The 18,118-nt window shown below is 63.0% G+C and carries 18 protein-coding genes; 15 read left to right on the top strand and 3 right to left on the bottom strand.

Features of this window, described 5'->3' with window-relative positions; translation table 11 throughout:
* Positions 1 to 20 precede the first annotated feature (20 nt).
* Both ACP2YO_RS41140 and ACP2YO_RS41135 read left to right on the top strand, forming a co-directional pair.
* Positions 21 to 539 carry a GFA family protein gene (locus ACP2YO_RS41140; RefSeq protein WP_426436901.1) on the top strand — a complete coding sequence of 173 codons (519 nt, stop codon included), beginning with the start codon at positions 21 to 23 and terminating at the stop codon, positions 537 to 539.
* Between the two features lie 129 nt (positions 540 to 668).
* Positions 669 to 2,333 carry a thiamine pyrophosphate-binding protein gene (locus ACP2YO_RS41135; RefSeq protein WP_426436900.1) on the top strand — a complete coding sequence of 555 codons (1,665 nt, stop codon included), beginning with the start codon at positions 669 to 671 and terminating at the stop codon, positions 2,331 to 2,333.
* Between the two features lie 277 nt (positions 2,334 to 2,610).
* Here the strand turns inward: ACP2YO_RS41135 and ACP2YO_RS41130 are convergent, their stop codons facing one another.
* Positions 2,611 to 3,999 (bottom strand): LLM class flavin-dependent oxidoreductase, encoded by a 1,389-nt coding sequence (locus ACP2YO_RS41130; protein WP_426436899.1) that lies wholly within the window; start codon positions 3,997 to 3,999, stop codon positions 2,611 to 2,613.
* A gap of 171 nt (positions 4,000 to 4,170) precedes the next feature.
* Here ACP2YO_RS41130 and ACP2YO_RS41125 point away from each other — a divergent pair, with 171 nt between their 5' ends.
* From ACP2YO_RS41125 to ACP2YO_RS41115, 3 genes are all read left to right on the top strand, one after another.
* A complete protein-coding gene (locus tag ACP2YO_RS41125; protein ID WP_426436898.1) occupies positions 4,171 to 5,556 on the top strand; it encodes a M20 family metallopeptidase in 1,386 nt (461 codons plus the stop codon).
* A 219-nt stretch (positions 5,557 to 5,775) separates the two neighbouring features.
* Positions 5,776 to 7,059: an MFS transporter gene (locus tag ACP2YO_RS41120; RefSeq protein ID WP_426436897.1), complete on the top strand. Its 1,284-nt coding sequence runs from the start codon at positions 5,776 to 5,778 to the stop codon at positions 7,057 to 7,059.
* Between the two features lie 171 nt (positions 7,060 to 7,230).
* On the top strand, positions 7,231 to 8,076 hold the full coding sequence (locus ACP2YO_RS41115) for an IclR family transcriptional regulator (RefSeq protein ID WP_426436896.1): 846 nt from the start codon (positions 7,231 to 7,233) through the stop codon (positions 8,074 to 8,076).
* A gap of 58 nt (positions 8,077 to 8,134) precedes the next feature.
* On the opposite strand, the gene petA is transcribed toward ACP2YO_RS41115, so the two are convergent.
* Positions 8,135 to 8,788, bottom strand: coding sequence for a ubiquinol-cytochrome c reductase iron-sulfur subunit (gene petA / locus ACP2YO_RS41110; protein WP_426436895.1), 654 nt, complete (start codon positions 8,786 to 8,788; stop codon positions 8,135 to 8,137).
* A 127-nt stretch (positions 8,789 to 8,915) separates the two neighbouring features.
* Here petA and ACP2YO_RS41105 point away from each other — a divergent pair, with 127 nt between their 5' ends.
* The 7 genes from ACP2YO_RS41105 to ACP2YO_RS41075 all read left to right on the top strand — a co-directional run bounded on the left by ACP2YO_RS41105 (position 8,916) and on the right by ACP2YO_RS41075 (position 13,996).
* Positions 8,916 to 9,140: a hypothetical protein gene (locus ACP2YO_RS41105; RefSeq protein ID WP_426436894.1), complete on the top strand. Its 225-nt coding sequence runs from the start codon at positions 8,916 to 8,918 to the stop codon at positions 9,138 to 9,140.
* The gene (locus ACP2YO_RS41100) at positions 9,137 to 9,553 is read left to right on the top strand and encodes a hypothetical protein (RefSeq protein ID WP_426436893.1); all 417 of its coding nucleotides are present in this window, start codon (positions 9,137 to 9,139) and stop codon (positions 9,551 to 9,553) included. Before ACP2YO_RS41105 ends, ACP2YO_RS41100 begins: the two co-directional genes overlap by 4 nt.
* The gene (locus ACP2YO_RS41095) at positions 9,550 to 10,413 is read left to right on the top strand and encodes an alpha/beta fold hydrolase (protein WP_426436892.1); all 864 of its coding nucleotides are present in this window, start codon (positions 9,550 to 9,552) and stop codon (positions 10,411 to 10,413) included. The genes ACP2YO_RS41100 and ACP2YO_RS41095 overlap by 4 nt, the downstream gene beginning before the upstream one ends.
* Before the next feature lie 28 nt (positions 10,414 to 10,441).
* Positions 10,442 to 11,353 carry an amino acid ABC transporter substrate-binding protein gene (locus tag ACP2YO_RS41090; protein WP_426436891.1) on the top strand — a complete coding sequence of 304 codons (912 nt, stop codon included), beginning with the start codon at positions 10,442 to 10,444 and terminating at the stop codon, positions 11,351 to 11,353.
* Between the two features lie 289 nt (positions 11,354 to 11,642).
* Positions 11,643 to 12,374: an amino acid ABC transporter permease gene (locus ACP2YO_RS41085; RefSeq protein ID WP_426436890.1), complete on the top strand. Its 732-nt coding sequence runs from the start codon at positions 11,643 to 11,645 to the stop codon at positions 12,372 to 12,374.
* A 2-nt stretch (positions 12,375 to 12,376) separates the two neighbouring features.
* Positions 12,377 to 13,069 carry an amino acid ABC transporter permease gene (locus ACP2YO_RS41080; RefSeq protein WP_426436889.1) on the top strand — a complete coding sequence of 231 codons (693 nt, stop codon included), beginning with the start codon at positions 12,377 to 12,379 and terminating at the stop codon, positions 13,067 to 13,069.
* 195 nt (positions 13,070 to 13,264) lie between these two features.
* The gene (locus ACP2YO_RS41075; protein WP_426436888.1) at positions 13,265 to 13,996 is read left to right on the top strand and encodes an amino acid ABC transporter ATP-binding protein; all 732 of its coding nucleotides are present in this window, start codon (positions 13,265 to 13,267) and stop codon (positions 13,994 to 13,996) included.
* Between the two features lie 99 nt (positions 13,997 to 14,095).
* Here ACP2YO_RS41075 and ACP2YO_RS41070 read toward each other — a convergent pair whose 3' ends face one another.
* Positions 14,096 to 14,305 carry a hypothetical protein gene (locus ACP2YO_RS41070; RefSeq protein WP_426436887.1) on the bottom strand — a complete coding sequence of 70 codons (210 nt, stop codon included), beginning with the start codon at positions 14,303 to 14,305 and terminating at the stop codon, positions 14,096 to 14,098.
* 400 nt (positions 14,306 to 14,705) lie between these two features.
* Between ACP2YO_RS41070 and glsA the strand changes: the two genes are divergently transcribed.
* The 3 genes from glsA to ACP2YO_RS41055 all read left to right on the top strand — a co-directional run bounded on the left by glsA (position 14,706) and on the right by ACP2YO_RS41055 (position 18,053).
* Positions 14,706 to 15,704 carry a glutaminase A gene (gene glsA / locus ACP2YO_RS41065; protein WP_426436886.1) on the top strand — a complete coding sequence of 333 codons (999 nt, stop codon included), beginning with the start codon at positions 14,706 to 14,708 and terminating at the stop codon, positions 15,702 to 15,704.
* Positions 15,705 to 15,776: 72 nt separating this feature from the next.
* Positions 15,777 to 17,399: an MFS transporter gene (locus ACP2YO_RS41060; protein ID WP_426436885.1), complete on the top strand. Its 1,623-nt coding sequence runs from the start codon at positions 15,777 to 15,779 to the stop codon at positions 17,397 to 17,399.
* A 90-nt stretch (positions 17,400 to 17,489) separates the two neighbouring features.
* Positions 17,490 to 18,053 carry an HdeD family acid-resistance protein gene (locus ACP2YO_RS41055; RefSeq protein WP_426436884.1) on the top strand — a complete coding sequence of 188 codons (564 nt, stop codon included), beginning with the start codon at positions 17,490 to 17,492 and terminating at the stop codon, positions 18,051 to 18,053.
* Positions 18,054 to 18,118: the final 65 nt, after the last annotated feature.

Genomic DNA, 18,118 nt, shown 5'->3' with positions numbered 1-18,118 from the left:
AAGACAGCCGGGAGACCCCGATGTTTCCGGAAGACGACGAACTTGAGCCCACGAAAAAGCCGAAGCCAGTCGCGCTGGCAAAGCCGGCCGCGGGTCAATGCCTGTGCGGCAAGGTGCGCTTCGAGATCGACGCGCCGGCACGCTGGGCGTGGCATGATCACACACAGGCCAGCCGCCGCGCGCATGGTGCAGCCTACGCCACCTATGTCGGAAGCTGGCGCAAGCGGTTTCGTATCACGCACGGCAAGGCGTTGCTCTCGCGTTATGAGGATGCCGCGACCAAGACCGCGCGCAGCTTCTGCTCCAACTGCGGCACACCGATCATCTACGAGCGCCCCCGTTCGCCGCACATGGTCAACATCCCCCGCGCGCTGTTCTCAGGGCGCACCGGCCGCCAGCCGCTCTACCACATCGCGATCGAGGAGTTGCAGGAATGGGCCTATACCGGCGAGCCGCTGGTGCCGCTGAAAGGCTATCCCGGCGTGGTCTGGCAACGCTCGAAAAAGAAGAAGCGAAGCAATCGCGAGGGGATGTTCTAAGGCGTTTTATGCTCCAGGCGCGCGCCTGCGGAATGCAGCCATGACCGCCTGCTCGATTGCTCTCGCCGCGCAAGTTTGGTCATCTCCGCCATCCCGTCGGCCAACGCGTCCGCGGGGTTCGGAGGAGACATGAAGAATCGTATTACCGGCCGCTCGGCTTTCTTGGCGCTGTTGAAGGACGAGGGCATCACGCATCTGTTCGGCAATCCCGGCACCACCGAATTGCCGATCATGCACGCGCTGAAGGACCACCCCGACCTTACCTACGTGATGGCGATGCAGGAGAGCCTGGTCGTGGCGATGGCCGACGGCTTCAGCCGCGCCTCCGGCAAGCTTGTCGCCTGCAACGTTCATGTCGCGCCGGGCCTCGGCAACGCGATGGGCTCGCTCTACAATGCAAGCTTCACCGGCACGCCGCTGATCCTCACCGCCGGCCAGCAGGAGCAGGGCCATGGCCTGACCGAGCCGGTGCTCTACGGCCCGCTGGTGCAGATGGCGACGCCGCTGGTGAAATGGGCGGTCGAGGTGACGCGGCTGGAAGATCTGCCGCGCATCGTGCGCCGCGCCGCCAAGATCGCGACCACGCCGCCGACCGGGCCAGTCTTCATCTCGCTGCCCGGCGACATCCTCAATTCCGAGGCCGGCATCGAGCTTGGCCGCTCCACCCGCGTCGACACGCGCGTCAGGCCATCAGATGAATCGCTGAAGGCGTTGGCCGCACGCATCCTGAAAGCCGAGCGTCCGGTGATCGTCGTCGGCGACGAGATCGTCAAAAGCGACGCGCTGCGCGAGGCGGCCGATCTGGCGGAGACGCTGGGTTGCCCGGCCTGGCAGTCGTCGACGCCCTATGGCTCGCACTTCCTCTCCGAAAGTCCGTGCTTCATGGGCGCGATCGCGCGGCTGCAGAAGGTCGCCCGCGAGGTACTCGCACCCTACGATCTCCTGATCGCGCTCGGCGGCGATCCCCTGCGAATGTCGGTTTATAGCGAGGTCGACCCGCTGCCGGACGGGTTGTCGATCGTGCAAGTCGGCCTGGTCGACAGCGATCTTGCCAAGAACTACGGCGCCGAGATCGCCGTGAAGGCCGATGTCAGGGAAACGCTGCGCGCGCTGGTGCCCGCATTGAAGCAAGCGGGCGGCAGTGCGCTGGAGACGCGCGCAAGGCATGGGATCGAAGCGTTGTCGTCGAAGAACTGGACGGCCAAGCGCCGGGCGCTGGTCGAGCAGATCTCGAAGGCTGCCAATACCTCGCCGATTGATCCGGACTGGCTCGCGCTGCAGGTGGCGGAGGCGATGCCCGACAATGCGATCCTGGTCGACGAGGGCCTGACCTCGTCGCGCCAGATGCTCGGCTTGAGGCCGCATCGCGACCGCTATGGCTATCACGCGCTGGCCTCCGGCGGCATCGGCTGGGGCCTGCCGGCCGCGGTCGGCGTCAGCCTCGCCAATCCGACCCGGCCGGTGGTTTGCTATTCCGGCGACGGCTCCTCGATGTATTCGATCCAGTCGCTGTGGACCGCGGCGAACCACAAGCTGCCGCTGACGTTCGTGATCGTCAACAATGGCGGCTACCGCATCATCAAGCAGCGCCTGCTCGCCTTCCACGGCGACGACAATTATGTCGGCATGGATTTCATCGACCCGCCGGTGGATTTCACCGGCGTCGCTCGATCGCTCGGGCTGGAGGCGATCAAGGTAACCGATCCGCAGCAGCTGAAGGGCGTGATGAAGTCGGCGTTCGAAAGGCCCGGTGCGAAGCTGATCGAGGTGGTGGTGAGCAATTCGGTGAATTGAGGCAGAACAGGAATCGTAGGATGGGTGGAGCGAAGCGATACCCATCGCCCTTGCGGCGGGATGATGGGTATCGCTGCGCTCCACCCATCCTACGGGCTTACGATATTTCGGAATAATCGAATAATACCGCTGATTTGCCCGACGTGTCAAGTAGTGGTGTCGAACGCCGGCAGCCGTCGGCTACTTTGCATAGGGTTGTTCTCGATATTTTGGCAGTTGCCCCTGCGATAGCCCTGCCGCAAGCGGGGAGAGGCGAGGACCGGCTCGCCCGGCGCGCCTATTCCGCTGCCGCTGCTCTCGGCTTGACCCGATACCGGCCCGCCGGATGCGTCGCGTCGAGCCGCGCTCGCCCCGTTCCGAACAGTTTCTCCCGCAACGTGCCCTTCGCGTACTCGCTCTTGTAGCGGCCGCGCCTGGTCAGCTCCGGCACCAGCATGTCGGCGATATCCTCGAAATCACCCGGCGAGATCGCGAATGCGACGTTGAGGCCGTCGACACCGGTCTCCTCGAACCACTGCTCGATCTTGTCGGCGACCTGCTCGGGCGAGCCGACGATGACAGGGCCGGCGCCGCCGATGCCGACATGTTCGGCGACCTCGCGCACGGTCCAGACGCGGTCGGGATCGGCGCGGGTGACGTTGTCCATCGCGGAGCGGCCGGCGTCGTTCTGTACGTGGCGCACCTCCTGGTCGAGCGAATAGGTCGAGAAGTCGACGCCGGTCCAGCCCGACATCAGCGCCAGCGCGCCCTCGTGGCTGACATGGCTGCGGTACTCCGCATATTTCGCCTTGGCCTCTGCTTCAGTTGGCGCGACCACGATGCACATCATCGAGAACATCAGGATATCGGCTGGGTTGCGGCCCTTTGTGGCAGCAAGCTCGCGGATCGCCGTGACGCGCGGACCGATCACCTTGGACGACGGCCCCGACATGAACACGCATTCGGCGTGCTCGGCGGCGAATTGCCGGCCGCGCGGCGAGGTGCCGGCCTGGTACAGCACCGGCGTGCGCTGTGGCGACGGCTCCGAGAGATGGATGGCGTTGAGCCGGTAGTTGGTGCCCTCGTGGCGCACCGGATGCACCTTCGCAGGATCGGTGAAGATGCCGCGCGTGATGTCACGGATCGCGGCGTCGTCCTCCCAGCTGCCCTCCCAGAGCTTGTAGACCAGCTCCATATACTCGTCCGCGAGCTCGTAGCGGTCGTCATGCGCGGTCTGCTTGTCCTTGCCGGCGCCGCGCGCGGCCGAATCGAGATAGCCGGTCACCACGTTCCAGCCGACCCGGCCGCCGGTCAGATGGTCGAGCGTCGACATCCGCCGTGCGAACGGGTAGGGCGGCTCGAACGAGAGGTTGCTGGTGACGCCGAAGCCGAGATGTTCGGTCACCGCGGCCATCGCCGGGATCAGCATCAGGGGCTCGTTGGCCGGCGTCTGCGCCGCGTTGCGCAGCGCCGCATCCGGAGTGCCGGCATAGACATCGTAGACGCCGAGCACGTCGGCGAGGAACAGCCCGTCGAACCGTCCGCGCTCCAGCGTCCTGGCGAGATCGGTCCAGTAGGACAGCTTGTTGTAGTCCTTGGTGCGGTCGCGCGGATGGGTCCACAGCCCCGGCGACTGATGCGCCACGCAATTCATGGCAAAGGCGTTGAGCCGGATTTGTTTTGTCATTGTCGAAACCTGGGCGCGCAGTGGATGCCCGGTCAGACGCCGGGCTTGACGGATCGAAATGTGTTGCGACTTCTCATGTTTTGGCAAGGCCCATTCGCATTTGCGCCACTTCGTCCGGTCATCCGATCCCGCTAGGTTGGCCGCTTCAAGCGTACCTCCGAAGGGATGATCATGGCGACACGGGCCGACGCAATCGCTGTTGTGCGAGAGCATTTTCAATCGGGACAGTTCTTGAAGGAACTCGACCGCAGGGTCGGCTATCAGACCGAGAGCCTCAATGCCGACAAGGGTGACGCCCTGCGCGCCTATCTGGTCGAGAATTTGCAGCCGGCCTTCGCCGAGCTCGATTTCAAGACCCGGCTGATCGAATCGCCGACCGGTCGCGGGCCCTATCTGATCGCCGACTACCAGGAGGACGCGTCGCGACCGACGGTGCTCACTTACGGCCATGGCGACGTCGTCGACGGTATGGTCGGCGAATGGCGCGATGGCCTCAATCCCTGGCAGACCACGGTCAAGGGCGATCGGGTCTATGGCCGCGGCACCGCCGACAACAAGGGCCAGCATTCCATCAACATGGCGGCGCTCCGCGCGGTGAAGCAGGCGCGCGGCGGCAAGCTCGGCTTCAACGCCAAATTCATCATCGAGACCGGCGAGGAAATCGGCTCGCCCGACCTGCGCGAGGTCTGCGAGGCGCATCGCGAGGAGCTGAAGGCCGATCTGTTCGTGGCCTCCGACGGGCCGCGGCTCTCGGCCGAGCGGCCGACCATCTTCCTCGGCTGCCGCGGTGGCAACCGCATCCATCTCGACGTCAATTTGCGCGAGGGTGGCAATCATTCCGGCAATTGGGGCGGCGTGCTCGCCAATCCCGCCACGATCCTTTGCAATGCGATCGCAAGCCTGGTTGACGGCAAGGGCCGCATGAAGCTCGAGATCCTGAAACCCCCGCCGATCTCCAACCGCGTCCGCGCCGCGCTTGCCGACGTCAAGGTCGAGCCGACGGCGGACGAGCCTGCGCTCGCGGAGAACTGGGGCGAGGAAGGCCTCACCGCCGCCGAACGGCTCTATGCCTGGAACACGCTGGAAGTGCTGGCGATGTCGTCAGGCAATATCGACAAGCCGGCCAACGCGATTCCGGGAAAAGCCAGTGCCGTGCTGCAGCTCCGCTTCGTCGTCGGTACCAAATATCTCGAAGTGATCGACGGCGTGCGTACCCATCTGCACGCCAACGGCTTTCCGATGGTGGAAGTCTCCGGCGCGCAGCGGTTTGGTGCCTCGCGCACCGACATGGATAGCCCGTGGATCGAGTGGGCGGCAGATTCGATCCGCACCACCACCGGCAAGGCGCCGGCGGTGCTGCCGAATTTCGGCGGCTCGCTGCCCAACGACGTGTTCTCCGAAGGCCTCGGGCTGCCGACGATCTGGGTGCCGCATTCCTACCCGGGCTGCTCGCAGCACGCCCCCGACGAGCACATCCTGCTGCCGGTGACGGAGGAGGCGCTGACCATCATGGCCGGCCTGTTCTGGGACCTCGGCGAGACGCCGCGCAAATCGTGACCTGCGCGCCGTTGAGCCGAGCAAAGACTGGATAGGCTCCCTCGCCCCGCTCTTGCGGGGAGAGGGTGGGGTGAGGGGCCTCTCTCCGCGACCAAACCGATCGTTGAGACCTGTACCCCCTCACCCGGATTGCATCTGGCGATGCAATCCGACCTCTCCCCGCAAGCGGGGAGAGGTGAACGAAGCAGCGAGAAAGCCTGAGATCGTCAAGGGATCTAGATGACACTATCGAAGCCGATTAACTCTCAGGCCGACGTCGGCACAAAGAAGAACATCACCCGGCTGATCGTCGCGACTTCGATCGGCAATGCGCTCGAATGGTACGACATCTCGATCTACGCCTATTTCGCGGTCTATCTCTCCAAGGCGTTCTTCCCGGCCAATGACCCGACCACCTCGCTGCTGCTGACCTTCGGCAGCTTCGGCCTGTCGTTCCTGGTCCGCCCGATCGGCGGTATCATGCTCGGCGCCTATGCCGACCGTCACGGCCGCAAGGCCTCGCTGATGACCTCGATCGTGCTGATGACGGTGGGCACGCTCGTGCTAGCGCTGATGCCGACCTATGCGAGCATCGGCATCGTGGCGCCGATCGCGGTCATTCTCGCACGCCTGGTGCAGGGATTTTCCGCCGGCGGCGAGTTCGGCTCTTCGACCGCGTTCCTGGTCGAGCACATGCCGGAGCGGCGCGGCTTTGTCGCGAGCTGGCAATTCGCGAGCCAGGGCGTCAGCGGCCTGTTGGGGGCAGGCTTCGGCGCGCTGCTGACATCGTTCATGGGCGCGGAGGACCTGCAGTCCTGGGGTTGGCGGCTGCCGTTCCTGTTCGGCGTCCTGATCGGCCCGGTCGGCATCTACATCCGCAACAATGTCGACGACGCGACGCCGCCGCCTGCGGGGAAGCAGGAGTCGCCGGTCACGGAGGTGTTTGCGCGGCAGAAGCTCGCGACGATCCTCGCCATCGGCGCGCTCGCGGTGTCGACTGCCGTCAACTACCTGATCGTCTACATGCCGACCTATGTGGTGAAGACACTGAGCCTGCCGCCGTCGGTCGGATTCATCGCCGCGTTCGCCGCGCAAAGCGCGGTTGCCGTGCTGGCGCCGATCGCAGGCTTCGTCTCGGACAAGATCGGCCGCACCACGCACATGATCCTGTTCGCGCTGCTGCTGCTGGTGTCGATCTTTCCGGCCTTCCTGCTGCTCACCGGCAAGCCGACGCCGACAATTATTTTGCTCGGCGTGCTCTGGCTCGGCGTTCTCAAGTCGCTCTATTACGGGCCGCTCGCCGCGCTGATGTCGGAACTGTTTCCGCCGGCGACGCGCGCCACCGGGCTCGGCCTCAGCTACAATATCGGCGTCACATTGTTCGGCGGCATGGGGCCGGCGATCATGACCTGGATGGGCGGCTTCGCGCTGATCGGCGAGCTCGCGCCGGGTTACTATCTCACCGCGGTCTGCATTCTCAGCCTTTGCGCGCTCGTCACGATCCGCCGGAGGCGGCTCGCCTAGAAGCTCCCTGCCAGATTTCGTGTTACGAAATTAGCGAAATTAACTCCGGTTATTTTGCTGCAGGGCAGCGCGCATAGTCGAAATCAAAGTTTCATCTGACGAAAGTATACGATGTCATGGGGCCATTAACCGCCTTAGGATGACCGCCGAATTTGCGACTGAGGAAATGGCATGAACGCGTCCACCACTGCGACCGCACGGGCCGGCCGGAAGAAGCCGCTGCCGGAGCCGGGGCAGTCCGACAAGTTCAACGCGATCCAGAAGGTCTGTGCGATCCTGCGCGTGCTGGCGCAGCGCTCGCCGCTGCGCCTCACCGATATCGCCGACGCCACCTCGCTGAACAAGGCCACCGCGCTGCGCATCCTCAACTCGCTGATCGAGGAAGGCTTCGTCAGCCGGATCGCCGGCGCCAAGACCTATGAGCTCGGCCAGGAGGCGCGGGTGATGGCGGTGGGCGCGCGTCGCTCGGTCGATATCGCCGAACTGGCACAGCCGAGCCTGTTGCGGCTCTCCGAACGTTCCGCCGATACCGCACTGCTGTCGGTGCGCTCCGGCGTCGAGGCGCTGTATCTGGCGCGTTCGGTCGGCAGCCATCCGCTGCAGCCGAACTACCTGCAGATCGGCAGCCGCCGTCCACTCGGCGTCGGCGCCGGAGCGCTCGCGCTTTTGGTCTGGCTGCCGGATGCCGAGATCGAGGCCGTCATCGAGGTGATCGTGCCGCGGCTGGCGAAATCGCCGCGCATCACGCCGAAATTCCTTCGCGAGCGGATCGCCTCCGCCCGCAAGATCGGTCACACCGTGCTGATCGACGCGGCGTTTCCAGGCATGGGCGGCGTCGGCGTTCCGGTCCGCGACGATGCCGGCGAGGTGGTCGCCGCGCTCTCGATCGGCGCCGCCTCTGACCGCATCCGCCGCCGCGAAAGCGAGCTCGCCGACATGCTGAAGAAGGAAGCCCAGGTGCTCGCGCGCGCAATCGCGCAGACGCCGAAGAACGGCCGCGCCGGCAAGATCGGCTGAAGCGAGGCTCGATCCGGAAAGCGTCCTGCGTACGCCAGAACTCGATCTCATCATTGCTTCACATCTGTTTGATGGAAGCAAAGTCGAAATCGGAGGTCGGCGGATTCTCGCCGACGCTGAGCATGGTGTCGTTCGGGAAGTGATGCGGAGGAACCGGCAGATTATAGGGCGCCGGAACCCCTTGATACACACGTCCGGCGAGATCGTATTTGGAGCCGTGACACGGGCAGAAATAGCCGCCCGGCCAGTTCGGCGCGGGCGAGGTCGGGTTCGGTTGCGGTTCGAACAGCGGAATGCAGCCGAGATGGGTGCAAATGCCGATCACGACGCCGAACTCGGGTTTGATGGAGCGATGCCAGTTCTCGACGTAGGTTGGCTGTTGCAACTCGGACGATTGCGGATCGGCCAGCAGGGAGAGCAGCGCCGGATCCTTGAGTTTCTCCAGGGCTTGCGGCGTACGGTGGGTGACGAAGACGGGTCTGGTTCGCCAGCGAACCATCACCTGCTGACCCGGTGCGACCTTTGTGAGATCAAGCTCGACCGGACCTCCCGCGGCCAAGGTCGAGGCGTCAGGGTTCATCTGACTGATCATGGGAACGATGGAAGCCGCGGCGCCAACCGCGCCGAAGGCGGCGGTTGCGATGTAGAGAAAGTCGCGGCGCGTCGGTTCATCGGAGGGATGGATGATTGCGGCATGAACTGTGTCGGTCATCGAGGATGCCTCGCTTTGAGAGGGCAGATGACGGAATTGTCGCGCTCGATCGAACTCGGCGCATCCGCCAGACCTGCTACGGATTGTTCACAATCGGCGCGAACTTCACCCGCCCGAGCCAAGGCCGATGCCGTTTGACGGCATGTTCGCCTGGTCCGAAAGCTGCGCGTTTCGCAGCGGCAACTCACCGCGAGCGCTCGATGGAAATGTGGTGACGCCTGCCGCGGCTGCCAGCCGTTTTTTGTTAAATCGGGTACAGCTTCAAACTCCAGTGCTTCCGGGCGCCTTGCGAGGAGCAGCGCTTCGGGCCATCATGGCCTTGCCCGCCGCCGGAACCCTGCTCGACAGATGACGTTATCGCCTGACGCCACCGACGCCACAATCATCAGGGCGTTTGCCGGCATTCCCGCGCTGCTCGACCAGGCCCCGTCGCTGCTCGCGCGCGGCCGGCTGCTCGATTGCGACTGCCGCCTCGGTCCGATGGATCATCCGTTCTACGCCGCGATCCGCGCCGGCCGCATCGTTGAGCTTGTGCCGGCGCCTCGCCTGATGCGCTCCTGGCGTTTCTCCTATCGCGCGACCGCGCCGGCATGGGCGGCCTATTGGCAGGCGGAGCCGAAGCCCGGCTGGCACGATTTGCTGGCGCTGACCAAGCGCGGCGAGGCGGTGCTGGAAGGCGATCTGCATCCCTTCATGGCGCATCTGCAGTATTTCAAGGACCTGCTGGCGCTGCCGCGGGCGCATGTTCAGGCGTCGGTGTCATGAACGGCCACATCGAGAACGGCTATATCGAGCCGATGGTCGGCCGCTACGTTCATGTCGAGATCGGCGGCGAAGCGCATCGCATCTATTTCGAGGAGAGCGGCGAGGGCATTCCGCTGGTCTGCCTGCACACCGCAGGCTCCGACGGGCGCCAATGGCGGCATCTGCTCGCCGACGCGCAGTTTGCCGAAAATTTCCGCATCATTGCCTTCGATATGCCCTTTCATGGCAAGTCGAATCCGCCGAAGAGCTGGACCGGCGATGAATATCAACTCACCACCATCAGATACACCGAGACCATCCGCGCCTTCTGTCGTGCGCTCGCGCTGGAGAAGCCTGTCGTGATGGGCTGCTCGATCGGCGGCCGCATCGTGCTCAACCTTGCGATCGAGCATGCGGCCGAGTTCCGCGCGCTGATCGGGCTCGAGGCCGCCGACTTTCAGGCGCCGTGGTATGACACAAGCTGGCTGAATCGTCCGGACGTTCATGGTGGCGAAGTCTGCGCCGCGCTGGTATCGGGCCTCATTGCCCCGCAGAGCCCTGAAGCCGCGCGGATGGAAACGCTGTGGGCCTACAAGCAGGGCGGTCCCGGCGTGTTCAAGGGCGATCTTTACTTCTACCGTGTCGACGGCGACCTGCGCGATCGGGTCGCGTCAATCGATACTAAAGTATGCAAGCTCTATTTGCTCACGGGCGAGTATGATTTCTCCTGCACGCCTGAGGACACTACGCGGACGGCAGCGGCAATAGGGGGCGCCAGCGTCACGATCATGGAGAAGCTCGGTCATTTCCCGATGAGCGAGAATCCCGAACAGTTTCGCCGCTATATCGCACCTGTCCTCGCCGACATTCTCACGCAATAAATGACCGTTTCCACGAAGGAGTAGACGTATGACACGCAACTATCTGATCGGCTTCGCGCTTGCCGCCGCGCTCGGCGCGAGCCAGGCGCAGGCCGAGGAATTGACCGGCACGCTGAAGAACATCAAGGAGACCGGCGCGATTACGCTGGGCTTCCGCGATTCCTCGATTCCGTTCTCCTATCTCGACGACAACCAGAAGCCGATCGGCTACGCCATGGACATCTGCTACAAGATCGTCGATGCCGTGAAGAAGGAGCTGAAGCTCGACAAGCTCGAGGTCAAGCTCAACCCGGTCACTTCGGCGACGCGTATTCCGCTGATGGCCAACGGCACCGTCGACCTCGAATGCGGTTCGACCACCAACAATGCCGAGCGGCAGAAGCAGGTCGCCTTCACCAACACCCACTTCCTGACCGCGAGCCGCTACGTCTTCAAGAAGTCGAGCGGGCTCAAGTCGATCGACGATCTGAAGGGCAAGACGGTGGTCTCGACCGCCGGCACCACCAATATCAAGCAGCTCACCGAAGCCAATGTCGCGCGTGGCCTCAACGTCAACATCATTCCGGCCAAGGACCACGCCGAATCCTTCCTGATGGTCGAGACCGACCGCGCGGTCGCCTTCGTGATGGACGACATCCTGCTCGCGAGCCTCGTCGCCGGTTCGAAGTCGCCGGGGGATTACGTCATCTCCAAGGATGCGTTCTCCAAGCCCGAGCCCTACGGCATCATGCTGCGCAAGGATGACGCGCCCTTCAAGAAGGTCGTCGACGCTGCCACCGCCGCGCTCTACACCAGCGGCGAAGGCGAGAAGATCTACGACAAATGGTTCAACCAGAAGATTCCGCCGAAGGGCTTGAACCTCAACGTGCCGATCGGGCCGGAGCTGGAGAACGAGTTCGCCAAGCCGTCGGATTCGCCGGATCCGGATTCGTACAAGTAGGTCTTGTCTTCCCGTGAAGAGAAGAGAGAGCGTAGCTCTTTCCACGTCCTTGCGAGCGAAGCGAAGCAATCCATGGTCATCGAATGCGCGGACGTATGGATTGCTTCGTCGCTATCGCTTCTCGCAATGACGACGTAGTAGACCCGCTGCCTCTCGCGTGAGGGTCTGAAATTGACATGTCCGGCCATTTTTGGAGGAGAATGGCCGGACATTTGCATATAGGCTGTTGCATATCGGCTGTTTACTAGCCGGCAGATATGCGTGATCGGCGCGTTTGCGCGGGGGACCCGTGAACTATAACTGGAACTGGCATATCTTCCTTGAGCCGAACCCGATGGGGACGGGCACCTATCTCGACCTGTTGCTGGCGGGACTGGTGGTCACCATCAAGACGTCGGTGCTGGCGTGGATCATCGCGCTGATCATGGGCATCATCATCGGTGTCTTGCGCACGCTGCCGTCGCGGACGGCGCAGTGGATCGGCTTTTGCTGGGTCGAGTTCTTCCGCAACATGCCGCTGCTGGTGCAGCTCTTCCTGTGGTTCTTCGTGCTGCCGGAACTGCTGCCGCAGTCCGCCGGGCTCTGGATGAAGCAATTGCCGAATGCGCCGTTCTGGACCGCCGCGATCGGTATCGGCCTGTTCATGTCGGCGCGCGTCGCGGTGCAATTGCAGGCCGGTATCGGCTCGCTGCCGCGCGGGCAGAAGATGGCCGCGACCGCGCTCGGGCTGACCACAGTGCAGACCTATCGTTACGTGCTCCTGCCGATCGCATTCCGCATCATCCTGCCGCCGCTGACCTCGGAATTCCTCAACACCATCAAGAACACGGCCGTGGCGATCACCATCGGCCTGATTGAGCTGACCGGCGAGGCGCGTTCGATGCAGGAATTCTCGTTCCAGGTGTTCGAGGCCTTCACCGCGGCCACCGTGCTCTACCTCCTCGTCAATTTCGTCGTCGTCACCGCGATGCGCTTTCTCGAGCGCTATGTCGCGATCCCCGGCTACATCTCGGGGAAATAACGATGTTCACGAACTTCGATTTCGATGTCATCCGCCGCGCGCTGCCCTATTTGTTCTTCGAGGGGATGCGATTCACGCTGACGCTCACGGCGCTCGCCGCCCTGGGCGGCCTGGTGTTCGGCACGCTGATCGCCCTGATGCGGCTGTCGGGCTACAAGGTGCTCGGACGCATTGCCGGTTTCTACGTCGACTTCATGCGCTCGCTGCCGCTGGTGCTGGTGATCTTCTGGTTCTACTTCCTGGTGCCCTATATCGGCCAGTGGATCACCGGTGCGTCGCGCCCGATCAGCGTCGGCGCCTTCGCCTCCTCGCTGATTACGTTCGTGATGTTCGAGGCGGCGTATTTCTCCGAGATCATGCGCGCCGGCATCCAGTCGATCTCGCGCGGCCAGCCGGCTGCGGCCAACGCGCTCGGCCTGACCTACAGCCAGACCATGCGCTACGTCGTGCTGCCGCAGGCGTTCCGCAACATGCTGCCGGTGCTGCTGACGCAGACCATCGTGCTGTTCCAGGACACCTCGCTGGTCTACGTGCTGTCGATTCCGGATTTCCTCGGTGCTGCCAGCAAGGTGGCCCAGCGCGACGGCCGTTTGGTCGAAATGTATCTGTTCGCAGCGCTGGTCTACTTCGTCATTTGCTGTGCTGCATCCTTCTTCGTCCGCCGCCTGCAGGCGCGCATTGCCATCGTGCGATAGGTTACTTATGCGACTGGTTGATCAGGGCACGAACCACTTCACCTCTCCCATGGGGAGAGGTCGGCGCGTAGCGCCGGGTGAGGGGGTCCGGCCTATCGATGGATTTAAGCCTCTCACCCGGATCGCTCGCGCGATCCGACCTCTCCCTGTGGGAGAGGTGTTCAAAGCGAGCCCGTTGCAACTTTTGAGTCACACATGATCGAGATCAACCACGTCGACAAATGGTATGGGCCGAGCTTCCAGGCGCTGAAGGATTGCACCACCAGCGTCGCCAAGGGCGAGGTGGTCGTGGTCTGCGGCCCGTCCGGTTCGGGAAAATCGACCCTGATCAAATGCGTCAATGCGCTGGAGCCGATTCAGGGGGGCGACATCATCCTCGACGGCGTCAAGGTCAATGATCCGAAGACCGATTTGCCGAAGCTGCGCTCGCGCGTCGGCATGGTGTTCCAGCATTTCGAGCTGTTTCCTCATCTGCGGATCATCGACAATCTCTGCCTCGCGCAGGAGAAGGTGCTGGGACGCAAGCATGACGACGCCACAGTCACGGGCATGAAGCTGCTGGATCGGGTCGGGCTGAAGGATCACGCGAAGAAATATCCGGCCGAGCTGTCGGGCGGCCAGCAGCAGCGCGTCGCGATCGCACGCGCGCTCGCGATGAACCCGATCGCCATGCTGTTTGACGAGCCGACCTCGGCGCTCGACCCCGAGATGATCAGCGAGGTGCTCGACGTGATGGTCGACCTCGCCCGCGAGGGCATGACCATGATGGTTGTCACCCACGAAATGGGCTTCGCCAACAAGGTCGCCGACCGCGTGATCTTCATGGACCGCGGCGAGATCGTCGAGGACGCCAAGAAGGTCGACTTCTTCGGCAAGCCGCGCAGCGACCGGGCGCAGAAGTTTTTGTCGAAGATCCTGCAGCACTAGGCCGTCGACTGATCGTCCCCGCATGCCGCGACGGACTGGTCGCGGAGCGCTCGCAATTGGCTCTGCTTCCGGCCACGTGCGAGGCACGGACAAGTCCTGCTATCCGCTAGGACTGTCCTGATTTCGTCTTATGATCTTGAGCGTGAGCAGGAAGGCGCCAAGCGCAAGAAGCAGGACGCCGACGACCAACGTGCTGGCGGACTCGAACGTCGCGCCAATTCCAGTCAGCAGACATCCAAGAATGATCGAGAGCAGTCCACCAAGCTTCTTGATCAGCAGGTAATGTCCGTCACTCGTGCTCGCCACCATGATCAGCCTCACTCTTGTGATGGGCCCATATCACCAATTCTCTTCGCATCGGTTTTGCCCGTGCAGGCGACAGGTCGCATCGTCCGGGCCTCCAATCGTATACCCAGGGGCAGGCGTTGCAAATTTTTCATTGCCCGGATTCGCAACCGACAAATTCTCTTTGATTCAATTGCGAACGCGAACGATCGTGTCAGTGTTGTTTACCTGACGCTCGTCAGAGTCTCGGGAACCGGTCACGACGGAATCGCGACTTTGATATTCGGTTGGCTGGTTTGCGAATCAGTCCGGTGGTTGCAAGTTGACTTATCCTAAACGTGTGGGTTTACATTGAATGACATGCGGTGGACTCCAGAATGGACGGACTGACTTGAGCTGATAATTCGTTCGGCGGAGTGGTGCGATGGCGTCACAATCTGCGTTTGACGGATTCGAACAGTCCTACGTTTCGACCGGGCATTTGCCGGGGCCTGAGCTGGTGCAGTCGCTGGTTGAAGACGCGTACCGGCGCTTCTTGCCCAATGCTGACGGAAAAAACTCGGAGGTTTACCCCGCGCTTGCCCGGGTTCCGAAGGACCTGTTCGGCGTCTGCGTCGTCGGAACCAGCGGGCGTGTCTACGGCGCCGAAGACGCGGACCACGAATTCTCGATCATGAGTGTGTCAAAGCCGTTTCTGTTCGCACTGATCTGCGAGACGATCGGGCCTGAGGAGGCGCGCGCAAAGCTCGGAGCGAATGCCACGGGACTTCCGTTCAACTCGCTCGCTGCAATCGAGCACGGCAGCGGCCGCACCAACCCGATGGTGAACGCGGGTGCGATCGCGGCGACGAGCCTCGCGCCCGGAGGGTCCGTTGAGGATCGGTGGCAATTCATCCATGACGGGCTTTCGCGCTTTGCCGGCCGCAAGCTTCCGCTCAATGAAGAGGTATATGCGTCAGCGTCGCAGACCAATTTCCGCAATCGAAGCATAGCGCGGCTGCTGGAGAGCTACGGCCGCATCTATTGCGACGCCAGGGAGGCGACCGACCTTTACACCAGGCAATGCTCGCTGAATGTGAGTGCCAGAGATTTGGCCGTCATGGGGGCGACGCTGGCCGACGGTGGCGTCAATCCGCTCACCAGGCAACGCGTGGTCGACGCAGCCGTATGCCATTACGCCCTGGCGGTGATGATCACGGCCGGATTGTATGAAACATCGGGCGATTGGCTTTACGACATCGGCCTGCCGGGAAAAAGCGGCATCGGCGGCGGCATCGTCGCGGTGGCTCCGGGCAAAGGCGGCTTTGGCACCTTCGCGCCGCCTCTGGATGCCGCAGGCAACAGTGTGAGGGGACAGCAAGCCGCAAAATTCCTGTCGCGGCGGCTGGGAATGGATCTGTTCGTGTCGCAACCGGAAGAATGAACCAATGCTCAAGAGATCGGCGGTCCTCGGTGATCCAGCCGATCGCCAGCGCCGAGCCCATCGGAGGATGCCATGACAACACAGACGATTTCGATCGGCGGCATCCGCCAGGAGGAGCGCGCGTCATGGGTCCCCATGATCGCGATTGCGCTCGGCCAGATGATCATGTCGTTCAACGTGGCATCGTTGCCGGTTGCGATGGGCGGGATGGTCAAGAGCTTCGGCGTTCCGCCGACCACGGTTGCGACCGGCATCGTGGCTTACTCGATGCTGGTCGCCGGCTTTGTCATGCTCGGAGCGAAGCTCTGTCAGCGCTACGGTGCGTTGCGCGTGTACCGTTTCGCGATCGTCCTGTTCGGTCTCTCGCAGATACTGATGACGTTCAGCCCAACCGCAACGCTCATGATCTTTGCCCAGGCGCTGTGCGGCGTGGCGGGCGCCGTGATCGTGCCGTCCCTGGTGGCGTTGATCGCAGAAAACTACAAAGGCCGCCAACAGGCGACGGCATTGGGCGCGCTGGGCTCGGCGCGCGCCGGCGCCGGTGTGCTTGCCTTCATCATCGGCGGCGTGCTCGGCACCTATATCGGCTGGCGGCCGGTATTTGGAATTCTGATTGCGGTATCGGCCATCGTCTTGCTGTTGAGCTACCGTCTCAAGCCCGACGAGGGGCGCCCGGACGTCACCATTGACGGACTAGGCGTTATTCTCGCGGCAGCGGCGATCATTTCCATCAGCTTCGGCTTCAACAATCTGAATGGATGGGGCCTCTTGCTGGCGACGGCGAACGCGCCGTTCAGCCTGATCGGATTGTCTCCCGCGCCGGTCCTGATCGTGGCGGGCGTCGTGTTTGGCCAGATCTTCATGATGTGGACGCACAAGCGCCAGCAGGCGGGGAAGACCCCGCTTCTCGCGCTCCAGGTGATCGATTCCCCGGAGGAGCGGGCAGCGGTCTACGCGATGTTCGCGGTCGTCGCGCTGGAAGCTGCGCTCAACTTCTCGGTCCCGCTCTACATTCAGATCGTGCAGGGCCGCAGCCCGATCGCGACCGCGATCGCGATGATGCCCTTTAATCTCACGGTATTCGTCGCCGCGATGCTGATCGTCCGGTTCTACGACAGACTGACCCCGCGGCAGATCGGACGTTACGGCTTCGTCCTTTGTACCATCGCGCTGTTATGGCTCGCCTTCGTCGTGCGTAACGACTGGAGTGAGGTGCCGGTCCTGTTCGGGCTCATCATGTTTGGCATCGGACAGGGTGCGCTCGTCACATTGCTGTTCAACGTGCTGGTCACTGCCTCGCCCAAGGAACTCGCAGGCGATGTCGGCTCGCTCCGCGGTACAGCCAACAACCTCGCCGCCGCTGTCGGGACGGCGGTGGTGGGAGCGCTGCTCGTCGGGCTGCTGAGTGCGATCGCGCTGGCCAGCATCGCGGCCAGCCCCGAGCTCACACCCGAGCTCCAGGCGCAAGTCGATCTCGACAATATCAACTTCATCAGCAACGACCGGCTGCAGACCGTTCTCAGCAGCACCACCGCAACCCCGGCGCAGGTGACGGAGGCGGTGCGCATCAATACCGAAGCGCGCCTGCGCGCCTTGAAGATCGGCCTTTTGATCATGGCGGGTCTGGCGCTGCTGTCGATCGTTCCGGCCCGGCGGCTGCCGAATTACCGACCAGGAGAGATTGAGGAGAGATAAGGCGGTGAGCGCGAACGATGGCTCCCGGTCGGACATCGAGCACGCTCGGCCTTGTCCATGGATGAAACGCGGCAAGCAATGGAGGACGACATGACCACCTATGACAACAGTTCCGCAGTGCGTCTTACCGGCCTGCCGGCACCGCCTTTATGGGTGTGCGTCCTGCTGGGGATCGTCATGATCATCGCCGGCCTCATGGTCCTTGGCGACGTCGCGTTCTTCACCGTGATCAGCACCATCTTTATCGGCTGGATGGCCATCGTTGCCGGCGGCTTTGAAATCTTCCATGCCTTCTGGACCAAGGGTTGGGGCGGGTTCGTGTGGCAGCTGGTGCTCGGCGCCCTCTACCTCGCGTTCGGGATCGTATTGGTGAGCCAGCCCGTCGCCAGCGCGCTGATCCTGACCTACACGCTCGGTCTGCTGTTTCTGATCTCCGGGATCGTTCGAATCCTGATCGGCATCAGCCATTGGCGGCAACTCGGCTGGATCATGTTGGCGTCGGGATTATTCGGCGTTCTCGCGGGTCTTGTGATCCTGAGTGGATTTCCGGCGACCGGATTGTGGGTGCTCGGACTGCTCCTGGGCGTCGATCTGCTGTCTCATGGCATCGGATGGCTGACCTACGCCTGGCAGCCGGCTGTCAGGGCGGGATAGCGGGCATCGATTTTCTGTACAACAAGACGAGTGGAGATATTTGATCATGCGCCACTGGCAGAGAT

Origin of the sequence: Bradyrhizobium genosp. P, assembly GCF_049949265.1 — a bacterium.
Classification (GTDB): domain Bacteria; phylum Pseudomonadota; class Alphaproteobacteria; order Rhizobiales; family Xanthobacteraceae; genus Bradyrhizobium.
This window is presented reverse-complemented; position numbering and strand designations above follow the sequence as displayed.